Annotated in this window: 16 protein-coding genes, 2 tRNA genes and 1 riboswitch; of the genes, 14 read left to right on the top strand and 4 right to left on the bottom strand. The window is 37.5% G+C overall.

All coding sequences use genetic code 11. The features are described 5' to 3' along the window. Window positions 1–215: 215 nt before the first annotated feature. A complete protein-coding gene (gene argH, locus EFD62_RS13400; RefSeq protein ID WP_069194292.1) occupies window positions 216–1,592 on the bottom strand; it encodes an argininosuccinate lyase in 1,377 nt (458 codons plus the stop codon). 9 nt (window positions 1,593–1,601) lie between these two features. Further along, window positions 1,602–2,819: an argininosuccinate synthase gene (locus EFD62_RS13405; RefSeq protein WP_069194291.1), complete on the bottom strand. Its 1,218-nt coding sequence runs from the start codon at window positions 2,817–2,819 to the stop codon at window positions 1,602–1,604. A gap of 187 nt (window positions 2,820–3,006) precedes the next feature. Between EFD62_RS13405 and ruvC the strand changes: the two genes are divergently transcribed. The 14 genes from ruvC to EFD62_RS13475 all read left to right on the top strand — a co-directional run bounded on the left by ruvC (window position 3,007) and on the right by EFD62_RS13475 (window position 18,524). Beyond that, window positions 3,007–3,495 carry a crossover junction endodeoxyribonuclease RuvC gene (gene ruvC, locus EFD62_RS13410; protein ID WP_128706274.1) on the top strand — a complete coding sequence of 163 codons (489 nt, stop codon included), beginning with the start codon at window positions 3,007–3,009 and terminating at the stop codon, window positions 3,493–3,495. 46 nt (window positions 3,496–3,541) lie between these two features. Then, on the top strand, window positions 3,542–4,150 hold the full coding sequence (ruvA, locus tag EFD62_RS13415) for a Holliday junction branch migration protein RuvA (protein WP_128706275.1): 609 nt from the start codon (window positions 3,542–3,544) through the stop codon (window positions 4,148–4,150). A gap of 91 nt (window positions 4,151–4,241) precedes the next feature. Further along, window positions 4,242–5,234: a Holliday junction branch migration DNA helicase RuvB gene (ruvB, locus tag EFD62_RS13420; protein WP_069194288.1), complete on the top strand. Its 993-nt coding sequence runs from the start codon at window positions 4,242–4,244 to the stop codon at window positions 5,232–5,234. Between the two features lie 43 nt (window positions 5,235–5,277). Beyond that, complete coding sequence (locus EFD62_RS13425) at window positions 5,278–5,823, top strand: epoxyqueuosine reductase QueH (protein ID WP_128706276.1); 546 nt, start codon at window positions 5,278–5,280, stop codon at window positions 5,821–5,823. Window positions 5,824–5,963: 140 nt separating this feature from the next. Next, window positions 5,964–7,067, top strand: a complete 1,104-nt coding sequence (gene pilM / locus EFD62_RS13430; protein WP_069194286.1) for a type IV pilus assembly protein PilM — start codon at window positions 5,964–5,966, stop codon at window positions 7,065–7,067. 295 nt (window positions 7,068–7,362) lie between these two features. After that, window positions 7,363–10,242 carry an N-acetylmuramoyl-L-alanine amidase family protein gene (locus EFD62_RS13435; RefSeq protein ID WP_128706277.1) on the top strand — a complete coding sequence of 960 codons (2,880 nt, stop codon included), beginning with the start codon at window positions 7,363–7,365 and terminating at the stop codon, window positions 10,240–10,242. A 187-nt stretch (window positions 10,243–10,429) separates the two neighbouring features. Further along, window positions 10,430–11,419: a UDP-glucose 4-epimerase GalE gene (galE, locus tag EFD62_RS13440; protein ID WP_128706285.1), complete on the top strand. Its 990-nt coding sequence runs from the start codon at window positions 10,430–10,432 to the stop codon at window positions 11,417–11,419. Window positions 11,420–11,524: 105 nt separating this feature from the next. Next, window positions 11,525–12,676, top strand: a complete 1,152-nt coding sequence (locus EFD62_RS13445; RefSeq protein WP_069194284.1) for a GerMN domain-containing protein — start codon at window positions 11,525–11,527, stop codon at window positions 12,674–12,676. Window positions 12,677–12,742: 66 nt separating this feature from the next. Further along, a complete protein-coding gene (rph, locus tag EFD62_RS13450) occupies window positions 12,743–13,534 on the top strand; it encodes a ribonuclease PH (protein WP_069194283.1) in 792 nt (263 codons plus the stop codon). After that, window positions 13,491–14,090, top strand: a complete 600-nt coding sequence (locus tag EFD62_RS13455) for an XTP/dITP diphosphatase (RefSeq protein WP_069194282.1) — start codon at window positions 13,491–13,493, stop codon at window positions 14,088–14,090. Before rph ends, EFD62_RS13455 begins: the two co-directional genes overlap by 44 nt. A gap of 403 nt (window positions 14,091–14,493) precedes the next feature. Continuing rightward, window positions 14,494–16,296, top strand: coding sequence for a serpin family protein (locus EFD62_RS13460; RefSeq protein ID WP_069194281.1), 1,803 nt, complete (start codon window positions 14,494–14,496; stop codon window positions 16,294–16,296). Window positions 16,297–16,508: 212 nt separating this feature from the next. Next, window positions 16,509–16,582: transfer RNA gene (locus tag EFD62_RS13465), tRNA-Gly, on the top strand. Window positions 16,583–16,598: 16 nt separating this feature from the next. Then, window positions 16,599–16,675, top strand: a tRNA-Arg gene (locus EFD62_RS13470). A gap of 552 nt (window positions 16,676–17,227) precedes the next feature. Then, window positions 17,228–17,286: riboswitch (Fluoride riboswitch) on the top strand. A 53-nt stretch (window positions 17,287–17,339) separates the two neighbouring features. Then, window positions 17,340–18,524: a cation:proton antiporter domain-containing protein gene (locus tag EFD62_RS13475; RefSeq protein ID WP_128706278.1), complete on the top strand. Its 1,185-nt coding sequence runs from the start codon at window positions 17,340–17,342 to the stop codon at window positions 18,522–18,524. 442 nt (window positions 18,525–18,966) lie between these two features. Here the strand turns inward: EFD62_RS13475 and EFD62_RS13480 are convergent, their stop codons facing one another. Together EFD62_RS13480 and asnA are read right to left on the bottom strand one after the other, a co-directional pair. Beyond that, on the bottom strand, window positions 18,967–21,060 hold the full coding sequence (locus EFD62_RS13480) for a glutamine synthetase III family protein (protein ID WP_069194279.1): 2,094 nt from the start codon (window positions 21,058–21,060) through the stop codon (window positions 18,967–18,969). 18 nt (window positions 21,061–21,078) lie between these two features. Next, the gene (gene asnA, locus EFD62_RS13485; RefSeq protein WP_069196294.1) at window positions 21,079–22,086 is read right to left on the bottom strand and encodes an aspartate--ammonia ligase; all 1,008 of its coding nucleotides are present in this window, start codon (window positions 22,084–22,086) and stop codon (window positions 21,079–21,081) included. Window positions 22,087–22,266 lie beyond the last annotated feature (180 nt).

Genomic DNA, 22,266 nt, shown 5'->3' on the forward strand with positions numbered 1-22,266 from the left:
GGCAAAACTGGCAATAATATATAATGAAGAAATGATTTAAGGTAACATTCTGTAAACTTCAAAAATTCAAAATTTCTTGCTAAGGAGGATTGTAAAAATTCCGATACACAAAATTATTTACATTACCTAAGTAATAGACAAAATAAAGAGCTGCGGCATAAAAATCTACTTGATTTTGCCGCAGCTCGTTTCAATTTATTCAAGAATAAATAATTTTATAATTTCGATAGAAACTTAAGACCATTTTCAATTGAAGCCATAACGCTTTCCTTCGCCGGACCTCCGGGAAGATTTCTGCCGGAAACACACTTTGATAGACTTATTTCTTCATATACATCTTCGGCTATAAGCTCTGAGAAGCTTTTAAACTCACTCATATCAAGCTCGTCAATTGCCTTGTTGTTTTCGATACAGTAAAGAACCATTTTTCCGATGATTTCATGAGCGTTCCTAAAGGGAATGCCCTTCTTAACAAGGTAATCTGCTATATCCGTAGCATTTGTAAACCCACCTTGAGCAGCTCGGAACATATTTTCCTTTTTTACTTTCATGGTTTTAATCATCTTGGTGAACACCGGAACACACATCTTTACAGTGTCCACAGCATCAAAGATGGCTTCTTTATCTTCCTGCATATCCTTGTTGTAAGCTAGAGGAAGGGATTTCATAACGGAAAGGAGAGCCATAAGGTCACCATAAACCCTTCCAGCCTTACCTCTGACCAGCTCTGCTACATCCGGGTTCTTTTTCTGAGGCATTATACTGCTTCCGGTACTGTAAGCATCATCCAGTTCAATAAAGCCAAACTCATGGGAGGACCATAGAATGATTTCTTCGCTGAATCGGCTAAGATGCATCATCAGTATTGAAAGGCAGGCAGAAAGCTCAATAGCAAAATCTCTGTCGCTTACAGCATCAAGACTGTTTTCGGTTATTCCATCAAATCCGAGCTCTTCGGCAACCATATACCTGTCAAGGGGATAAGTTGTCGATGCCAGAGCTCCGGAACCTAAGGGCATTATATTAATTCTTACATAGCAGTCGTCCAACCTTTCAATGTCGCGTTTAAACATTTGAAAGTATGCCATCATGTGATGGGCAAAGGTTATGGGTTGAGCCCTCTGGAGATGGGTATACCCCGGAAGAATGGTATCAATATTCTTTTTTGCTATTTCTATAAGTGTTCTTTCAAGCTCGGCCAGTATTTTTTTGATTTCAATAACCTCATCCCTGAGGTACATTCTGATATCAAGAGCAACTTGGTCATTGCGGCTTCTTCCGGTATGAAGCCTTTTTCCTACATCACCAATTCTGGATATGAGGATTTTCTCAACATTCATATGAATGTCTTCGGCATCAATCTCGAAATCAACATGACCTTCTTCAATGTCTTTAAGTATCTCCCTTAATGTATTCTGAATAAGAAGGGAGTCCTCCTCAGAAATAATTTTGCATTTTCCAAGCATTTTGGCGTGGGCAATGCTTCCTAAAATATCTTGTTTATACATGCGACAGTCAAATCTTATGGATGAATTAAAATCATCTACTGATTTGTCGGTACTTTTTTCAAATCTACCGCCCCAAAGCTTCATCTTATCACCTTATTTGCCTTTATTCTTTTCTTTCATAAGTGCATTGACCTTCATTGGAAGACCAAAGAGGTTTATAAATCCTTCTGCATCCTTCTGATTATATACCTCATCTTCTCCAAAGGTGGAGAGCTCTTCGCTGTAAAGGGAATAATCCGACTTTGCTCCAGCGCTCATGACATTGCCTTTGTATAGCTTTAACCTTACTGTACCGGTAACTGTCTGCTGAGTAACATCAACAAAGGCTGAAATAGCCTCGCGCAAAGGTGTATACCATTGTCCGTAATAAACAAGTTCTGCAAATCTTTGGGATACGAGATCTTTGTAGTGGAGGGTGTCACGGTCAAGACACAGAAGCTCAAGCTCTCTATGAGCAGCATAAAGAATAGTTCCTCCAGGGGTTTCATAAACGCCTCTGGATTTCATTCCAACCAAGCGATTTTCTACCATATCAACGATTCCTACACCGTTTTCACCGCCGATTTTATTAAGAACTTCAATAAGCTCAACAGGTCCGTACTCTACACCGTTAACCTTCTTTGGAATACCCTTTTCAAAGTATATTTCAACATAGGTTGGTTTGTCCGGGGCCTTTTCAGGCGAAACCATGAGCTTTAATATTTTATCATACTGGGGTTCATTCCATGGATCTTCCAAATCTGAACCTTCATGACTCAAATGCCAGAGATTTCTGTCCATGCTGTAGTTGTCCTTTTTGGAAACAGGAATTGGAATATTTCTTGCTTCGGCATATTCAATGGCATCTTCTCTTGACCTGATATCCCATATTCTCCAAGGAGCAATGATCTTCAGGTGAGGAGCAAGAGCCTTGACAGTAAGTTCGAAACGAACCTGGTCATTCCCTTTTCCTGTTGCTCCGTGAGCGATAGCTGTAGCACCTTCCTTTTGAGCAATCTCAACCATTCTCTTGGCGATAATAGGTCTTGCAAAGGATGTACCTAAAAGATACTTTCCTTCATATATAGCACCAGCCTTTATTGTAGGGAAAACATAATCTGTCACAAATTCTTCCTTGAGATCTTCAATATATATCTTGCTTGCTCCGGTTTTTATGGCTTTCTCATTTAACGGATCAAGCTCTTCGCCCTGACCTACGTCAGCCGCCATTGCAATTACTTCATAATCATAATTTTCTTTAAGCCAGGGAATTATTATTGAAGTATCCAGACCACCGGAATAGGCAAGGATTACTTTTTCTTTTTGACTCATACAAATACCTCCTTAAATATGTTAGAATATATTATTAGTAAATTAAAAATGCTTAACTTTGAAGCATGTAAATAGTTTGTGCAAAGTTAAAGCTTTCAATATAATGAGATATATTATATAATAAAATGTATAAATATGCAATGTAATATATAATTATTCACAAATATTTTCAGAGAGGATATAATCAATGATTATAATGGGAATTGATCCCGGGTTTGCAATTACCGGTTATGGTATAGTAAAATATGAAGGTAACCGATTTACTTCAGTAGATTATGGTGCAATCACTACTGAAAGCTCAATGGAGCTTCCAAAGAGGCTCTTAATTCTATATAACGGTTTGAAGGAAATTATAGAAAAGTATAGGCCTGAGGCAATATCTATTGAAGAGCTTTTCTTCAATAAAAATATAAAAACAGCCCTTGCCGTGGGACATGGAAGAGGTGTTGCGGTTTTGGCAGCCGCTCAGTCAGGGGTTGAGGTTTTTGAATATACCCCCCTGCAGGTAAAACAGTCAATAGTGGGATACGGAAGGGCGGAGAAGGCACAGGTGCAGCAGATGGTAAAGGCAATATTAAATCTTCCGGCCATACCGAAGCCGGATGATGTGGCGGATGCGCTGGCGGTGGCAGTATGTCATGCCCATTCTTATAGAATGATGGGTTACGGACTATAATATAGACCTAAAAGTATTCGAAAAAACTTAACCGGAGGAAATAAAATTGTTTGCATATATTAGAGGAAGGCTTGATTACAAGAATAATGACTTTCTGATAGTTGAATCAAACGGAGTGGGGTATAGGATTTTTACGTCCCTGTCTACCATTGCAGGCATTGGTGAGGTGGGGGGAGAGGTAAAGGTCTACACATACCTTTATGTTCGTGAAGATAATATAAGCCTATATGGATTTGTTAATCAGGAGGAGCTCAATGTATTCGAGCTTTTAATCAGTGTTTCCGGCGTAGGGCCGAAGGCGGCAATATCTGTTCTGTCGGCAATATCCCCTTCAAGGTTTAGCCTTGCGGTCATAACCGATGATATAAAAACATTGACAAAAGCGCAGGGGATAGGAAAGAAAATTGCTCAAAGGATAATACTTGAACTTAAGGACAAGATAAATAAGGAACAGCTGACCTCAAATATAGGGATTGAAGCTGATATCGGAACTTCCGGCGGAGATGACTCAAAGGTATCGGAGGCAATTAGTGCCCTTATGGTTTTGGGATACACTCCGGCTGAAGCAAATAAGGCGGTATCTGCGGTTTATACAGAGGATATGGACATTGAAACCATAATAAAAAATGCTCTTAAAGGACTTGCAAGGCCTTAAGTGAGCATTAGCATATCTATATTGGCGGTTTGGTGCAGACCGATAGAGTAAATGGAAAAGACTTACTTATACAAATTTGGAGGTTGTAGCAATGGAGGATAGGCTTGTCGGTTGTAAACTGAATGAAGAGGATGTCGAAGAGTCGAGTCTAAGGCCCAGAAGGTTCGGAGAGTATGTTGGACAGGCAAAGGTTAAGGAGAACCTTATGATTTTTATTGAGGCAGCAAAGAAGAGAAATGAGGCATTAGATCATGTTCTTCTTTATGGACCGCCCGGGCTGGGTAAGACGACCCTTGCCAGCATAATAGCGTCGGAGTTGGGTGTCAATTTACGCGTTACCTCAGGTCCGGCTATTGAAAAGCCTGGGGATTTGGCTGCTATACTGACCAATCTCGGTAATTTTGATGTCCTTTTTATAGATGAAATTCATAGGCTTAACAGGAGTGTTGAGGAAATATTGTATCCTGCCATGGAAGACTATGCTCTGGACATAATCATCGGAAAGGGCCCCAGTGCCAGGTCAATAAGACTTGACCTTCCGAAATTTACATTGGTAGGTGCAACTACCAGAGCAGGACTTTTGACATCTCCTTTAAGGGATAGATTTGGTGTAATCAATAAGTTGGAAATGTATACTACGGAGGAATTGAAGCTGATTGTAAAGAGGTCTGCGCAAATTCTGAATACTGAGATAGAAGATGAGGCTGCTGAGGAGATAGCTCGACGTGCTAGGGGTACCCCGAGAATTGCCAATAGGATATTAAAAAGGATTCGGGATTTTGCCCAAGTTAAGTCCGATGGGGTTATATCAAAAGAGATAGCAAAGACTGGGCTTGACGCTTTGGAAGTTGACGAAATTGGCCTTGACGCTGTGGATAGAAATCTCCTTATGAGTATTATTGATAAATTTGCAGGCGGTCCTGTGGGACTTGATACATTGGCAGCTACAATAGGAGAGGAAGCGGACACAATAGAGGATGTATATGAGCCATATCTTTTGCAGCTTGGGTTTATAAACAAAACACCCCGGGGAAGAATGGCCACAAAGCTTGCCTACGAGCATTTCGGGCTCAGATATGAGTGATGCGGTTTGGCTGTATAAATAACTATTAATAACGGAGGAAAAAATGAGACTATTGCTGCACATATGCTGTGGACCTTGTGCCGTATATCCTGTGAGCGTGCTGGAGGAAGAAGGTATTGATTTTGAGGGGCTCTTTTATAATCCCAATATACATCCGCTCGACGAGTTTGTTAGGAGAAAGGAAAATGTCAAGAAATTTGCGGAGATTAAAAAAATTCCTGTGGAATATATGGATGATTTCCAGCAGGAGATGTGGGAAAAGATAGGTGAGGACAATGAAAATCGATGCAATATGTGTTATACATTAAGAATCGATATGGTTGCTCAGTTTGCAAAAGAGAATGGTTTTGACGCTTTTACTACGACTCTTTTGGTAAGTCCCTATCAAAAGCATGAACTTATTGTTGAACTGGCCAAAAAGGCTGCCGAAAAATATGGCACCGAATTCTATTACAAGGACTTTAGGCCCGGTTTTCGACAGGGACAGCAACAAGCTAAAGAATTGGGACTTTACAGACAAAAGTATTGTGGATGTATAATATCTTATGGGGAAGCAGAAGAACTAAAAAAGAAGAGAAAAAGCAAATAAGAAAAGTTTTGAATTTAATAATTGGGTATTTCATGCATAATTATTGATTTTTTTTCAATATTGTGCTAATGTATAATTGGAAAGAAAGTTTTGGTGATTATAAGTCAATTCTATTATGGGGTTAAGGGAGTCAATGATGTATGTTGTTGCCATTTTTGAAAAATAATTATCTAAGTATTGATGTGGGTTTTAGGAATATCAAAGTTGTTGAGGTGGCTGTAAACAGGAATAATGAAGTTTACATCAATAACTTTGGAATAGCTCCTACTCCTTTAAACTGTATTAAAAACGGCGTTATTAAAAATGTCGATGCGGTTTCTAGTGAGATCAGCAGGATAATTCGGGAAAACAAGATGAAGGTAAAAAAGTCCAAGATTGTCATGTCTGGGACCAGTATAATTTCCAGGGTGTTTATGATTGAAAAGGTACCTGGAAAGGAGATTGATGAACTTGTTTATAATGAGATAATATCCAATATGCCTATTAATCCCGAGGAACATAAAATTGACTACAAGATTTTGCAAGAGCTTAAAGAGGATAATGTCGAGAAGATAAAAGTATTTGTGACTGCTGTAAGAAAAAGCATAATAAATAGTTACATAGATGTTCTCTTTGAGCTGGGCTTAAAGCCTGTCTCAGTTGACATACCTGCAAACAGTACGGCAAAGTTCTTCAACAGGGATATAAAGGTTAGTATTGACAATGTGAAGTTTGTAAACCCCAATAAAAGTCAGTTGAATAAAGATGCTTTTGCTGTTATAGATTTTGGTTCGGAGACAACAATTATAAATATTTTAAGAAATAAGATACTGGAGTTTAACAAGGTAATACTTACCGGTAGCACCAATCTGGATGATGCAATAGCAAAGGGTGCGCGCAAATCTATAATCGAAGCTGAAAGACTTAAGAAATTGTATGGTATTACGGTTCCGCCGCCTCATACTACCAATGAGGATCATATAAAGGTTTATAGAACTTTAAAGGAAGTAGTTGACAAGCTTTTAAACCAGATTTATATGTGCCTCACTTTCTATGAAGCGCGGTGTTATGGTGTGAAAGTCGGAAAGATATTCATAATAGGCGGAGGTTCACTGTTAAAAGGCTTGGGAGACTATATGGAACAGGTATTGCAGATACCTGTATACCCTGTAGGACTTTTAGATATCGACGGTATTGATATTAATAAGAATCTAAACAGTGATAAGTTGAATTTTCTAGTAAACGCAGTAGGAATAACACTTTAATACAGTTTTGTTTTTTATAACTTGCTAAATAATGAAGGAAGCCTTACCTTGGCTTCCTTTATTTGCGTTTTGCCTCTTGGAATAAAATGAAAGAGGCAAAATTATACCATCAACTGCACTATTACAATTTAATTACAAATCGTTTAAAAGCCTTTCTCCGACAGGAATTATCACAAGGATGTCGAATATCATATAATATATGTTGTCGTTTTTTTAGAATTTACAAATATTGGGCAGCTCCATAAGATAACATAAAACTAATTACCAATGATAAATAATTTTAAGAGGTGTTCATATGAAAAGAGGTCTATTTATTCTGTTTGTTGTGATGTCTCTTGTGTTTAATTGCTTCAGTATGTTTGCAGAGGCATTAACGCTAAACTATGATGGGAAAGTACAGGAGTATACGGGAAATATCTTTACTTTGAAGGTTAATAATGAAATTGTTGATACCGATATTCCCCCCATTATAATTAATGGACGTTCACTGGTCCCTGTCAGAGCTATTTTTGAAAAGCTCGGTGCAAAGGTTGGATGGGATGCGGCCAGTAAAAAAGTGACGGTGTCTTATGACGGCAATACAATAGAGCTTAAAATAAATGATGTATATGCTTTGGTAAACGGTACCAAAGTTGAGATGGAAGTCCCGGCGAAGATCATAAATGACAGGACTTTAGTGCCTTTGCGTTTCGTGGGCGAGCAACTGGGCATGGAAGTTGGCTGGTACCCGGAAAAGGGTGAGATTAGTTTGAACGGCAAAAAAAGTGCTGTTGCCAGCATAAATGATATCAATTATAAAACCGAGGGCAATTTACATCAGGTAAAGATAGAGTTGGATGCATGTCGGGAATATAAAGTAATGAGAGCTGCAAATCCAGATAGAATTGTTGTTGATTTCCCAAACACAAAGCTTTCAAATGTGCAGTCTAGTATTAGTGTGGGCAGTGAACTTGTAAATTCGATACGTTGCGGAAATCCCGATGACAAGACCGCAAGAGTGGTGCTTGATGTAGTCGGTCAACCTCAGTACATAGTAAAAGAAGATGGAAATAGTATTGTACTAAATCTTCAAAAAGAGAACACCTATAGTACACCTGGGACTGTCGGCAGTAGTAACAAGCTTGATATTGAACATATTATTAAAACTGATCATGAAGAAATACATATAAAATGTGATTCGATTTCAGGATATAATTCTTTTGCCCTTCCGGATCCTGAAAGGATTGTGGTTGATGTATCTGGGGCATATATTGAAGGCGAAATAAAGAATATTGAAGTAAAAAGCAACCTGATAAAAGCGATAAGATCTGCAAATCAGGTGGATAATGTTGCAAGAGTAGTGGTTGACCTTCAGCAGAAATTAAACCATAGGGTTATAAAATCGGGAGAGTACCTTATCGTATATATATCCAGAGCACCTATTCCGGAAAATCCTGTGCTTTCGCTGCCGAACCGAGGGGGGAGCGGCAAAGACAATGGGGCTCGGGACAATGTTCTTTATGTTGCCTATGAACCTGATGTTGATAAGGACCAGGTTGTTTTAAGCCTCAACAGTTATGAAAATTATAATATTGTTAAGAATGTTGAGAAAAACAGAATTGTTATAGATATACCTAATGCCCTAGGGCCTTCTGAAGAGAAAACCATCGGTGTTGGCAGTGACATGATTGAAAGTATCAAATATATTGGTTTTGACAAGTCGTATTCACAGGTGGCGATTCTCCTTAAAGGGAAGGCTCAATACCAAGTGATTGAAAAAGAAGGGAAATTGATACTGGCTATTTCGGAGGCTTCACCGGATTCTCCATCGATATCTCCAACAGTGAAGCCAACACCAACAGTAACACCGACTGTTACACCAACCGCAACCCCAACACCGACGGTAACACCAACTGCAACACCGACATCGTCGGTAAGTCCAACTCCAACAGCAACTCTAACACCGGGTAAAACTCCAAGCGGTGAGGATGGACTTGTTTCGGTGGACTATGTTGTTACATCGAGTTATAGTAAGGTCATAGTTGAAGTAAATAACTATGAGGATTATGATATAAAGCGTATTTCACAACCTGACCGCATTGTGATTGATATACAAGGAGCCCGTGTTGACAAAAAGGCGGATACCATTGAGGTAAAGAAAGGCTTGATAAGTGCGATAAGGTATTCACAATACGAGATTGGTGTTGTCAGAGTTGTTATTGATTTAAAAGGTAACCCGCAGTACCATGTGGGAGAATTGGAAGGGAAGCTGGAAATATACCTTATGGAGCCCACCTTCAAAAATATACAGTACAACAATACCATGGACAGAGTGCACTTTATCTTAGAGGGAGCAAAGCTCACAGAGGGTGGAGCGAATCTCAAAAAACTTTATACCGAAAAATATGGCCTTGACGGAAAAAGATATACAATAACTTTTCCTTCAGATCTTGCTGATATAGGAAGCGGCATAATGCAGATAGACGATGGAATGGTAGATTATGTTGAGATTACGCAAAATGCTGATACCAATGAAACGAGCATAGAATTTAACACCAAAGAGAGCTACAGCTATTTGGTAATTACCCGGGGCGATGTGAAAAATACAACCATCACCCTGTTAAAAAAGGCTTCTAAGGCTGATAGGCTTGTGGTTATCGACGCCGGGCATGGAGGTTCAGAACCTGGTGCGGTTCATGGGGGCTATTATGAAAAGGATTTCAACATCGATATTGCAAAAAGATTGAATGAATTGTTAAAGAGTAAAAATGTCAATACTTATATGATTCGTGAGGATGACAGCTATGTCGGTTTATATGAGAGGGCGTATATTGCAAACAACCTCAACGCAACACTATTTTTGAGTATTCATAATAATGCATATTATTCAAAGTACCATGGAACGGAGACACTGTATTATCCATCGCATTCAGGAAGCACCGGATTGACGGGTAAAAGATTTGCACAGATTATTCAGAACAATCTCATTAGCAAGCTCAATACAAAAGACAGAGGAATTGTGGAAAGGCCGAATCTGGTAGTTCTTAAAGCGACTAAAATGCCGGCTGCACTGGCGGAAATTGCCTTTATGACCAATAGCGAGGATATGGAGAAGCTTAAGACGGAAGAATTCCGGCAAAAAGCGGCAGAAGCGCTATGTGACTCAATATTAAAAGCATTGCAGGAAATAGAATAATAAATTGAAGAAGGTGGTGTAAAAAGCTGCCTTCTTTTTTATTATCTCTTGTTTTAAATAAAGAAACTTTGTGTTATTATAAAATATGGATGAAGAATATGTTGTGAAAAGCCGTATGCAAAATAGTGGCATATGGTTTTGCTATCTTCAGTAACATAATAAACATAGAGGAAAGGTTGTGTTTAGAGTGGCAGTATTGGTTACAGGAGGCGCAGGTTATATTGGTAGTCATACGGTGGCGGAGTTAATTGAAAAAAATGAAGAGGTAATAATTGTTGACAACCTTGAAAAAGGTCATAAGGATGCTGTGGCAGGATCAAAGCTTATTGTAGGTGACTTGAGAGATAAAGAATTTTTGGCAAAGGTATTTTTGGAAAACGATATTGAAGCAGTTATCCATTTTGCTGCCTATATTGAGGTGGGCGAGAGTGTCCAAAATCCCTTAAAGTACTATAATAACAATGTTGTCGCAACACTGAACCTTTTGACGGCAATGAAGGATGCCAAAGTCGATAAAATTGTATTTTCTTCTACGGCTGCAACCTACGGTGAACCGGAAAATGTGCCGATTTTAGAGACGGACAAGACATTTCCTACCAACCCATACGGTGAAACAAAGCTATCCGTTGAAAAGGCTCTTAAGTGGTGTGATAGAGCCTATGGTATTAAATACACTGCTTTGAGGTATTTTAATGCCAGCGGTGCCCACGAAAGTGGCAAAATAGGTGAAGACCACTCTCCTGAAAGTCATTTGATTCCCCTTGTTATTCAGGCTGCATTGGGCAAAAGGGAATCCATAAAGGTATTTGGAAATGACTATAATACTCCGGACGGAACATGTGTAAGGGATTATATACACGTTTCCGACCTTGCAAATGCCCACTATCTTGCGCTGCAAAGACTGAGAGCGGGCAAAGAGAGCGAGGTTTATAACCTTGGAAACGGAAAAGGTTTTTCTGTAAAAGAGGTTATTGATGTGGTGCGCAAGGTTACGGGGAGAACAATCAAAGCCGAGGACGCTCCAAGAAGGCCTGGAGATCCCGCAATACTGGTTGCTTCATCCGAAAAGATCCAAAGGGAGCTAAACTGGCAGCCTAAAATGGCTGACCTCGAGACAATTATAAGCACTGCGTGGAAGTGGCACGAAGCCCATCCAAACGGATATAACGATAAATAATGCATAATAAAAAAGATAATAAAACTTTATAAAAAGATTATATTATGCCCAGCTTCTGTCTATAATTACAGTAATACTAATATTTTACTGTAAGGAGTAGGTAATATGAAGAAGCTGATATGTCTTTTTATTGTTTTGTCAGTTACATTTTTATACGGATGTCAAATACCGACGGATAAAATAACTGAAGATGAAAAAGGTTTAAGTAGTTCAAATAGAGATAAAGAAGTCATAAGCCCGGAAGATGCGATAAATCTGGAAGGGACAGTAGGCGGCAATGTGGCAGGCAGAGGTGATGCTGACGATGATATTGATAAAGGAGTATTAAGTGCTGTAGAACCACCGGCAGGCAGTGAGAGAAATGGGGAGAAGAGCGAAAGGGAAAAAGCAATGCTTGCTGTAACTGTGTACTACAGGGACAGTGATAATCAACTCATTCCTATTACGAGAGACATTAATAAAGAAGAGGGCATTGCAAAAGCATCTCTTAAATGTATGATCGATAATGATTTAAATCGCAGTGCATTAGAGCCTCTAGGACTATATCCTGTCTTGCCGGAAGGCACGGAAATATTGGGAATGAACATAAAGGACGGTATTGCAACAGTTGACTTCAATGACCGTATTTTGAACTACAAAGACGAAGCGGCAGAGAATAATATAGTAGCAGGTGTTGTATACTGCCTTACTGAATTTAATACAATTGATGGCGTTAAGATATTAATTGAAGGCATGGAAAAGGAAAAGCTGCAATATGGCACCTATATATCGAGCATTCTTGGCCGAGACAATGTCCTAATTAATTCGGATAAGATAAACCTTGCGGACAAATTAAAAAAGGTCGACGTTTATATGTTTAAATATATAAAGGATAAGAATGAGTTTATCCTTCCGATTTCGATGGAATATATCGGGGTCTCAAAGGAGCAACTTCCGGCAGAGATAATAAGAATGCTGGCCACAAAGCCTGCAAATGAAAGGATATATTCTCAGATTCCATCAGGAGTTGAGGTGCTAGATAGCAGGATTGATGAAGACCTTCTGGTATTGGATTTAAATAAAGAAATAAAGAATTATGGGGGTACCGCTAGGGAAGAGGGGATTTTGAAGCAGATACTATATAGTATGAAGCAGATAAAGGATGTAAATAAAATACAGATTCTCATTGAAGGCAAAAAAGGAAATCTTCCCGAAGGGACTGAAATATCCGGCCAACTGTTGCTTCCCACAGAGATAAATAGACAAAAAGGCTTGTAATTTCTTTCAAATTATAGGAAAATTAAAATATTACAGAATTATAATGACAGCAGAAAGGTTGTGAACATGTTGAGAATCGACGGAAGAAGCCAGTCTGATTTAAGACCGGTAAAAATAACAAGAAATTACATCAAACATGCCGAAGGCTCGGTTTTGATTGAGATGGGAGATACGAAGGTAATCTGTACGGCTACAGTGGATGATAAGGTGCCGCCGTTTAAAAAGAACAGCGGTGAAGGATGGGTTACTGCAGAGTATTCAATGCTGCCAAGGTCTACTGCGACCCGCAATCAAAGGGATATAAGCAGGTTAAAGCTCAATGGAAGAAGTCAGGAAATACAAAGGCTTATAGGAAGAGCACTTCGTTCAGTAGTGAATTTAAATCTTCTAGGAGAAAGGGAAATCATAATAGACTGTGATGTAATTCAGGCAGACGGAGGCACTAGAACTGCCTCGATTACCGGAGGATTTGTTGCTTTGGTGGATGCTTGCAAAAAGCTTGTTGATGAAGGCATAATTGAAAAAATACCGGTGACTGATTTTTTGGCGGCGGTAAGTGTTGGTATTGTAGACGATATGGAAATGCTTGATTTATGCTACATAGAAGATTCCGGTGCTGCTACAGATATGAATGTCGTGATGACATCAAAAGGCGAATTTATTGAAATTCAAGCCACCGGTGAACAGTCACCTTTTAGGAAAGAGCAGTTTAGCGGGCTTTTGAGTCTTGCTGAAAAAGGTATAGGTCAATTGATTGAAATACAGAAGGATGTATTGGGTCAGGTATCAAATGAGGTTGGGAGAGTTACAAAAGATGAGAAAGTTTGTAATTGCGACGAAGAACAGCGGAAAGCTTAAGGAAATAGAAGAAATATTAGAAGGAATGAACTTTGAAGTTGTTTCAATGGAAGAAGTTGGTGTAACCCAGGATATTGAGGAATCCGGAAGTACTTTCGAAGAAAATGCCCTTATTAAGGCTCGGGAAGTTTATAAAGCTTGCGGCGAAATGGTAATGGCAGATGACTCAGGGCTTGAAGTGGACTATTTAGACGGTGCTCCGGGCATTTATTCTTCGAGGTTTGCAGGAGAAGGCGCCAGCGATGCGGACAGGAACAACAAGCTTCTTTCGCTTTTAAAGGATGTGCCCTTTGAGAAAAGAAAGGCAAGGTTTGTATGTGTTATCGCAGTGATACTTTCCAATGAAGAGTACTTTACAGTAAGGGGAACTGTCGAGGGTTATATAGGTTTTGAACCAAGAGGAAACAATGGCTTTGGATACGATCCTCTGTTTTTTGTTCCGGAGTATAACATGACATCGGCACAAATGGAGCCGTCAAAAAAGCATGAAATAAGTCATCGGGGCAAGGCGATTAGAATGATGCTGGAGGAGCTTAAAAAGAGATTGGACGTATAGGCATAAATGTGATTATAAGGGGCTATCTCAAAATAGGATTTTGAAATAGCTCCTTTTTTGATTATAAAAACACAAATTCGGGTGTGGATAAGGATAATTTATGAAGTTAGAAAAGGTGGGAACTATTTGTATAAGGATGGTTCTTAAAACTTACATAAGATAAACATATGGAAAATTTTATTGCATTTTATTCAATTTCTTGATATAATTTAAATGCAAAATAAACACTTTGATGCAGTGGCCTTTATACAATTTATGGTATGATTAATCCTAGCATAACATATTCTAATTCCTTTCTGTTATTTTTACGGTTGCCATTGAAGTAACAATAGAGTTTCTTGGTATTTAAGGTCTATTTTACATAAACCTTAAATATATATTTATTATTTAAGGGGGAATTGTTATGCAAAAGAAATTGTTATGCATCCTTGTTTTCGCATTGTTGTCTTCGTCTTTCTTTGTCAGCAATTCGTTTGCGGACAATTGGGAAACTTATTATGAGTTGTACCCTGAACCGGTTGTCACAGAAACTGGTGCTGTTATTAGATTAAAGCTTACCAAAATAATTATAGACGATTTTATAACATGGCCGGGATATCTTTATGCCCTTGAGTACTGGAAAACTGATGACCCTTCAAATGTTATGAGACAAAGTAGAACTAAATTTGAATCTAGGGAAGAGCTCTCAGAAGACGTTATTGAAGAGGTATACACAGTAGAGCTTACTGATTTAGAGCCGGACACAGAGTATACATATAAGTTTTGGGGACAAATGCCTACTTGGAATAAAGAAGGTACTCCTAAAACCCTTTCATTTAGAACTCTTCCACGAATTATTTATGGTGATGTGAATAGAGATGGAAAAGTAAATAGCACAGACTATACTTTAATGAATCGTTACGTCCTTCGTATGATAGACAGATCCATTATAGATGAGTATTTTTATCTAGCAGATTTAAATGGGGACGGAAAAGTAAATAGCACAGACTCTACTTTGTTGAAACGGTATATCCTTCGTGTAATAGATAAATTTCCTGTAGAAAAGCAGGACACAAATGAAGGTATAAGTGAAGGTTTTATTGAAGGAAGCAGCAAATTTGCATTTGATATTTTCAAACAGATCAGTGAAGAAGAACAGGGTGAAAATGTGTTCATTTCTCCCTTTGGTATTTCAACTGCATTGTCTATGGTTTATCAGGGAGCTAAATCTGATACCAAGGATGAGATGGCGAAGGTTTTAGGTTTTGAAGGACTTGATATTACAGAAGTTAATAATAGTTATAAGTATTTATTAGAATATTACAGTCAGCTTGATGAGAAAGTTAAACTTAAAAACAGCAGCTCAATCTGGAATAATTCTTTAAAGAGCAATTTGATTAAAGAAGATTTTATTTCTGTCAATAAGGATGTATTTAATGCATTAGTTGAATCAAGGGATTTCTCCGATGAAAGTGTTGTAGATGAAATAAACAGTTGGATTTCCGAGGCTACAGAGGGAAAAATAGACAAGATGATCAGCCGCATTGATCGAGAGGAATTATCATATATAATATCTGCCTTATATTTTAATGGATTATGGAAAGAAGAGTTTGAAATTGAAAAAACAGTTGCACTGCCTTTTAAAGCTGAAGACGGAAGCACTGACAATGTTATGATGATGAGAAAATTGAATTGTAAACTGGAAATTGGTGAAGGTGATGGATACACAGCAGTCAGGCTACCCTATGGTGATGGTGAAATGGCTATGTACTGTATTCTTCCTGACGAAGATACACCAATAAATGATTTTATTCAAAAGTTGGATGTATCTGTGTGGAATCAAATTAAAAACAGTATAGTTAAAAGAGAAGATGGAGATCTTTATTTACCTCGTTTTAAAGTTGAATATGCCAAGAATGGAAACGGTAGCATAATGGAAAGCTTGAAAGCTTTGGGTATGGAAAAAGTATTCAGGGATGATGCTGATTTGTCCGGCATATTTGAAATTGATACTTGTATTAATGATGTTTTGCATAAGTCGGTTGTGGAAGTAAATGAAAAGGGAACAGAAGCTGCAACAGTGGTGGTAATACCTATAGTCCCGACGAGTATACAAACAAGACCTAAGTTTATTGCAAACAGACCCTTTGTATTTGTAATTGCAGACGAAGAATATAATACAATACTCTTTATGGGTAAAGTATCTAACGGTGAGTTTATTAATTGACAGTTGATATCAAAATAAATATAGTTGTGTAATAGAAAATCTCCGCTTTGTTCTTATTGCAAGGTGGAGATTTTTTGCGAAAAATAGATATTTTTCCACAAAAATATGCGAAAAAATTTTTTAATTTTTTATCAAAATGGTGTTGACAAATAAAAAGGTTGTTTGTATAATATACTAGTCGGTTGTGAGTTCACCGATTATGTATATAAGATGCGGGTGTAGTTCAATGGTAGAACATCAGCCTTCCAAGCTGATTGCGAGGGTTCGATTCCCTTCACCCGCTCCACTAAAATCTAACATATCTGCCCGTAGCTCAGCTGGATAGAGCAACGGACTTCTAATCCGTTGGCCGGACGTTCGAATCGTCTCGGGCAGGCCAAAAACCCTAGAGTTGAAAGGTTTCTAGGGTTTTGTTTTTATTCAGAAAGATTCAAAGACAAAAACTGACTACTATTTGACTACTAAAGATACAAAGAAATACAAAAAATTAAGAAAGTTTATAAAGAGATGTTTTTTCTTTTATTAACATTTCCTTGAGCAAATCTCCGGATTCTTTTTTGCTTCACCAAGCAGATTGAGTACATATATATCTATGGAAGTTATTTTAATGTATATATTGAGAATGGTAAAATAACTGATTTGGTGAAAAATTGGATTGAGGTAGACAGTAAATCCGAACTGTTAAATTCATTTGATTACTTTTAAAAAAAATGCTATAATATAATTGTTAATAATGTATAATTTAACCAATAATAATATATAAAGACTGTGTTATTGACTAAATACTCTTGGAGGCATTAGTTGTAAAATACGACGGTATAACTATGCAAGTTGATTGTATAGATGAGTCTTTTTAGAGAATTCTATTTTAAGATAAAAATTATTGACATATAAAATGTTTTAGTATACCATCCATTATGGAATATAAAATTGAATAAAAGGTGATGGAGTTCACCTGAAATGCGTAATGCTGATGACTCCTACAGAAATAATAATACTGTTTCTGTAGGAGTTTTTTGTTACTGGGAAGGGAGTAGTGTTTTATGGCTGCGAGTTTAGCAATTATTTTATTATTGGGATTGGCTGCAAAGCGAATATTTGAAAAATTAAGGTTACCGGGTTTATTGGGCATGTTATTATTAGGCATCCTTATAGGACCCCATGTTCTTAATCTGATTCAGACGGATATGCTTCAAATATCTTCTGATTTAAGAAGTATCGCATTAATAATTATTTTATTAAGAGCAGGACTTGGGCTTAACAAGGATGAAATAAAAAGTATCGGAATTCCTGCATTAAAGATGAGTTTTATTCCCGGATTATTTGAAGGTTTACTTATTGCACTGGCTTCTGTATATTTTCTTGATTTTACATTTGCCCAAGGAGGAATGTTAGGGTTTATTATCGCTGCCGTTTCTCCTGCTGTTGTTGTTCCTTTTATGCTTAAGTTAATGGAAAATAAAATTGGTACAAAAAAAGGAGTACCAATTTTGATATTAGCGGGTGTATCTATTGATGATATCTTTGCCATTACGGTTTTTAGTGCCTTTTTGGGCTTATATAACGGTTCTAAAATAAATATTGGCATTCAATTTTTAAATATTCCAATCTCCATTTTATTGGGAATTTTGACTGGGATGATTGTAGGGTTTTCACTGATAAATATTTTTAAAAGATATAATATCCCGGATACAAAAAAGGTATTAATAATACTTGGATTTTCGATATTACTCAATCAGTTGGAGAGCATATTGAAAACTAAATTACAGATAGCATCATTGCTTGGAGTTATGACTATTGGCTTTATATTGACTGAATATCTTCCTGATGTGGGCAAGAGGCTTTCTGAGAAATTTAATAAGGTATGGGTATTTGCAGAAATATTACTATTTGTATTAGTGGGAGCAGAGGTAAATGTAAATGTAGCATTAAAAGCAGGTGGAGTAGGAATTATATTGATATTAATAGGTTTAATTGGAAGAAGCGTAGGTGTTGTTATTTCTTTAATAGGTACAGATTTTAACTGGAAAGAAAGGCTGTTTTGCATTATTGCTTATATCCCAAAGGCGACAGTGCAGGCCGCAATGGGTGCAGTGCCGCTGTCATTGGGAGTGGAATCGGGAGACATAATCCTGGCGATTGCGGTATTATCTATATTAATTACTGCACCATTAGGAGCAGTTGGGATTCATTACTCAGCAGAAAAGTTACTGATAGAGAATCAATAGTGTAAGCCCATAGTGAATCTATTTAAAAAAACAATATAAAAAATTACGAAAATATGGTACAATATTAACATAAAATAAGAAGGACGATAATATAAGCAATGAGTAAAAAGGGAATATTGTGTGCATTAATTTCGCTGATTTTGGTAGTATCACTTTCAACAACAGTGTTTGCAGAGCAGATAATAACAACAAAATTAAAAAGCTATATAACTTATGAGTATCCTTTAAGTTACATACTGTAAACATACCATTCTTTGGCTTCGACAGAAAGAAATGACCACTCTGCATCGACAGAGTGGCTATAATATACAGAGTGGTTATGATATATAGAAGATCTACTGGATACCCATATTTTTTAATATAATATATATATATTATAATCAAAGGCGTGCAATCTATTTTCAGCAATAGACTACACGCCTTTGTGAAGCTAATATTAATTTCAATATACACTGTACAGAAGTTCTCCGTAGGTTGGGAATGGCCAGTACTTTTTACCGATTTTAGTTTCAAGGTTATCAATTACGCTTCTTAGTTCCTGCATGTTAATGAATACAACTTCTCTATAGTATTTTGCAGTATTTAAAAGACTATCTTGATTTTTTGCCTCGAGAATTGAATTGTCCAATTTCTCAATATTTTTATAAAGGCAAGCCGATAAATCGGATACAACATTAATTAAAGATTCTTCAAGCTGGGAGTTTATTGCGCTACTTATAGCTTTTTTGTTTTTCACAACCTCGGTTAAATCTTTAAGGTAATCAACAATGGAAGGTATAATACCTCTTTTAGTCATATCCAGTATTGTGAGTGCTTCAATGTGTATTACTTTAATATACTCTTCAAGCATTATGTGATATCTAGAATGAATTTCTGCCTCTGAAAAGATATTGTGTTTTGAAAATAGATTTATATTTTTTTCAGATATAAAGTACGGAACAGCTTCAACGGTTGATTTAAGGTTTAAAAGCCCTCTCTTTTCAGATTCTTTGACCCATTCCTCAGAGTAATTGTTGCCGTTGAATATTATTCTCTTGTGTTTCTTGATTGATTCTTTAATTATTGCGGTCAATTCTGCTTTGAAATCGCCGGCACTTTCCAGTCTGTCGGCAAACTGGGACAGAGCTTCGGCAACAATAGTATTTAAAACAACGTTGGCATCTGATATAGAGGAGCTGGAACCCAACATTCTAAACTCAAATTTATTGCCGGTAAACGCAAAGGGAGAAGTCCTGTTTCTATCAGTTGTGTCTTTGGGGAAATGGGGAAGCACGGTTGCACCTATTTCCATTTGTGTTTTCTCTTTTTGATTATATCCGGTATCATTCTCGATGGATTCAATAATGGCTGTAAGTTCATCTCCTAAGAATACGGATATTATAGCAGGTGGTGCTTCATTTGCTCCAAGTCTGTGATCGTTTCCGGCATTTGCTATGGATATCCTAAGCAAATCCTGATATTCATCAACTGCCTTAATAACTGCTGATAAGAATAATAAAAATTGAGCATTTTCATAAGGAGTTTCTCCGGGCTCCAAAAGGTTGATACCGGTATCTGTAGAAATAGACCAGTTATTGTGTTTACCGCTTCCGTTGACTCCTGCAAAGGGCTTTTCATGCAGCAAACAAACAAGGTCGTGCTTATTTGCGATGGTTTTCATAAGCTCCATAATTAACTGGTTGTGGTCAGCGGCAATATTGACTGTTGTAAATATTGGAGCCAACTCATGCTGAGCAGGGGCAACTTCATTGTGTTTTGTTTTGGCTAAAACGCCAAGTTTCCAAAGCTCTTCATCCAGCTCTTTCATAAAGGCAGAAACCCTTGGTTTTATTGAAGCAAAATAGTGATCTTCCAATTCTTGACCTTTTGGAGGTCTTGCACCGAATAATGTTCTGCCGCAGTATATTAAATCCGGACGTTTTTGATATAATTCTTTGTCTATCAAGAAGAATTCCTGCTCCGGTCCCACTGTTGTTATAACCCTTTTTACATTGTCATGTCCAAAAATCTTTAAAATTCGTTTCGACTCTTTATCTATTGCTTGCAGGGAACGAAGAAGCGGGGTCTTTTTGTCAAGAGCTTCTCCACTGTACGAGCAGAATGCTGTTGGGATACAGAGGGTATTGTCTTTAATAAATGCATAAGAAGTAGGATCCCAAGCAGTATAACCTCTGGCTTCAAAGGTAGATCTGATTCCTCCGCTGGGAAAGCTTGAAGCATCAGGTTCTCCGCGAACAAGTTCTTTCCCTGAGAATTCCATAATCACATTTCCGTCATCCACAGGCGAAATAAAGCTGTCATGTTTTTCTGCTGTTACTCCGGTGAGGGGCTGGAACCAATGAGTAAAATGAGTGGCTCCTTTTTCGATAGCCCATTCTTTCATAGCAGTTGCTACAATATTAGCCACATCTAAGTTTAAGTGTTTTTGCTCAGCTATTGTCCTCTTTAAAGCTTTATATACTTCTTTTGGAAGTCTTTGTTTCATGACTTTATCGTTAAAGACCATATTTCCAAATATATTAGGGATATCTTGCATTATTAATTCCTCCTTACATTATAATAGATTGATTCCTTTTTCTTGGCATGCGGCAATTGATTCCTCATCCCAAACAGAAACCTGCACTTCTCCTATATGAGCTTTGGCAAGAAGAAGCATGCAAATTCTTGACTGTCCTATTCCTCCTCCTATGGTAAGAGGAAGCTCGTTGTTTAATAGCATCTTATGGAAAGGTAGGCTCCGTCTATCGTCACAATTTGCTTTTGTCAGCTGTTCATCAAGAGACTTTGCATCTACACGAATTCCCATTGAGGAAATTTCAAAAGCACTACCTAAAACGTCATTCCAGAATAAAATATCTCCGTTTAATTTCCAATCGTCATAGTCAGGAGATCTGCCATCATGCTTTTGACCTGACTTTAATAAATCTCCTATTTGCATAATAAAAGCAGTTTTATGTTCTTTTAAGTAAGCATTTTCCCGTTCTCTAGGAGATAAGGACGGATACATATCTTCAAGTTCCTGAGTAGTAACAAAACTCACATCTCGCGACAGTTCAACCGGAATTTGGGGATAATCCTTTTTGACGGCATCAAGGGTGTCGCATACCGCGTTCACGATTGATTTTACTGTTTCCTTTAAATAATCCACATGGCGATCTTCTTTTTTAATTACTTTTTCCCAATCCCACTGATCTACGTATATGGAATGAAGATTATCCATTTCTTCATCTCTGCGTATAGCATTCATGTCTGTATAAAGACCTTCTCCTGGCTGGAATCCATATTTATGGAGAGCCATCCTTTTCCATTTGGCTAGAGAATGGACAATTTGTGCTTCGGTATTTGTTTGCAATATATCAAAACTTACTGGTCTTTCTACACCGTTTAAATTATCATTTAGACCTGTATTAGGATCAACAAATAATGGAGCAGATACTCTTCTTAAATTAAGTGCTTTTTTCAATTCATCTTCGAAAGTCCTCTTTAACATTCCTATGGCAGTTTGAGTTTCATATAGGCTAAGCAAGGATTTGTAACCTTCCGGTATAATAGTTTTTTTCATCTTATCATTCCTTTCAAAAAAATTAAGGCGTCCACGAGTTTTTAAACTCATGGCGCCTTTGCCTTATATATGTAGTATAGCACCAAAACTATAAAATGTAAATACTTTTTATTAAAAAAATGCAGGATTATTTTGATTAAGTTGCAAAAAATCCATAAAAAGCTTTTTGTAACACAGCAT

The organism is Acetivibrio mesophilus (assembly GCF_004102745.1).
GTDB lineage: Bacteria > Bacillota > Clostridia > Acetivibrionales > Acetivibrionaceae > Hungateiclostridium > Hungateiclostridium mesophilum.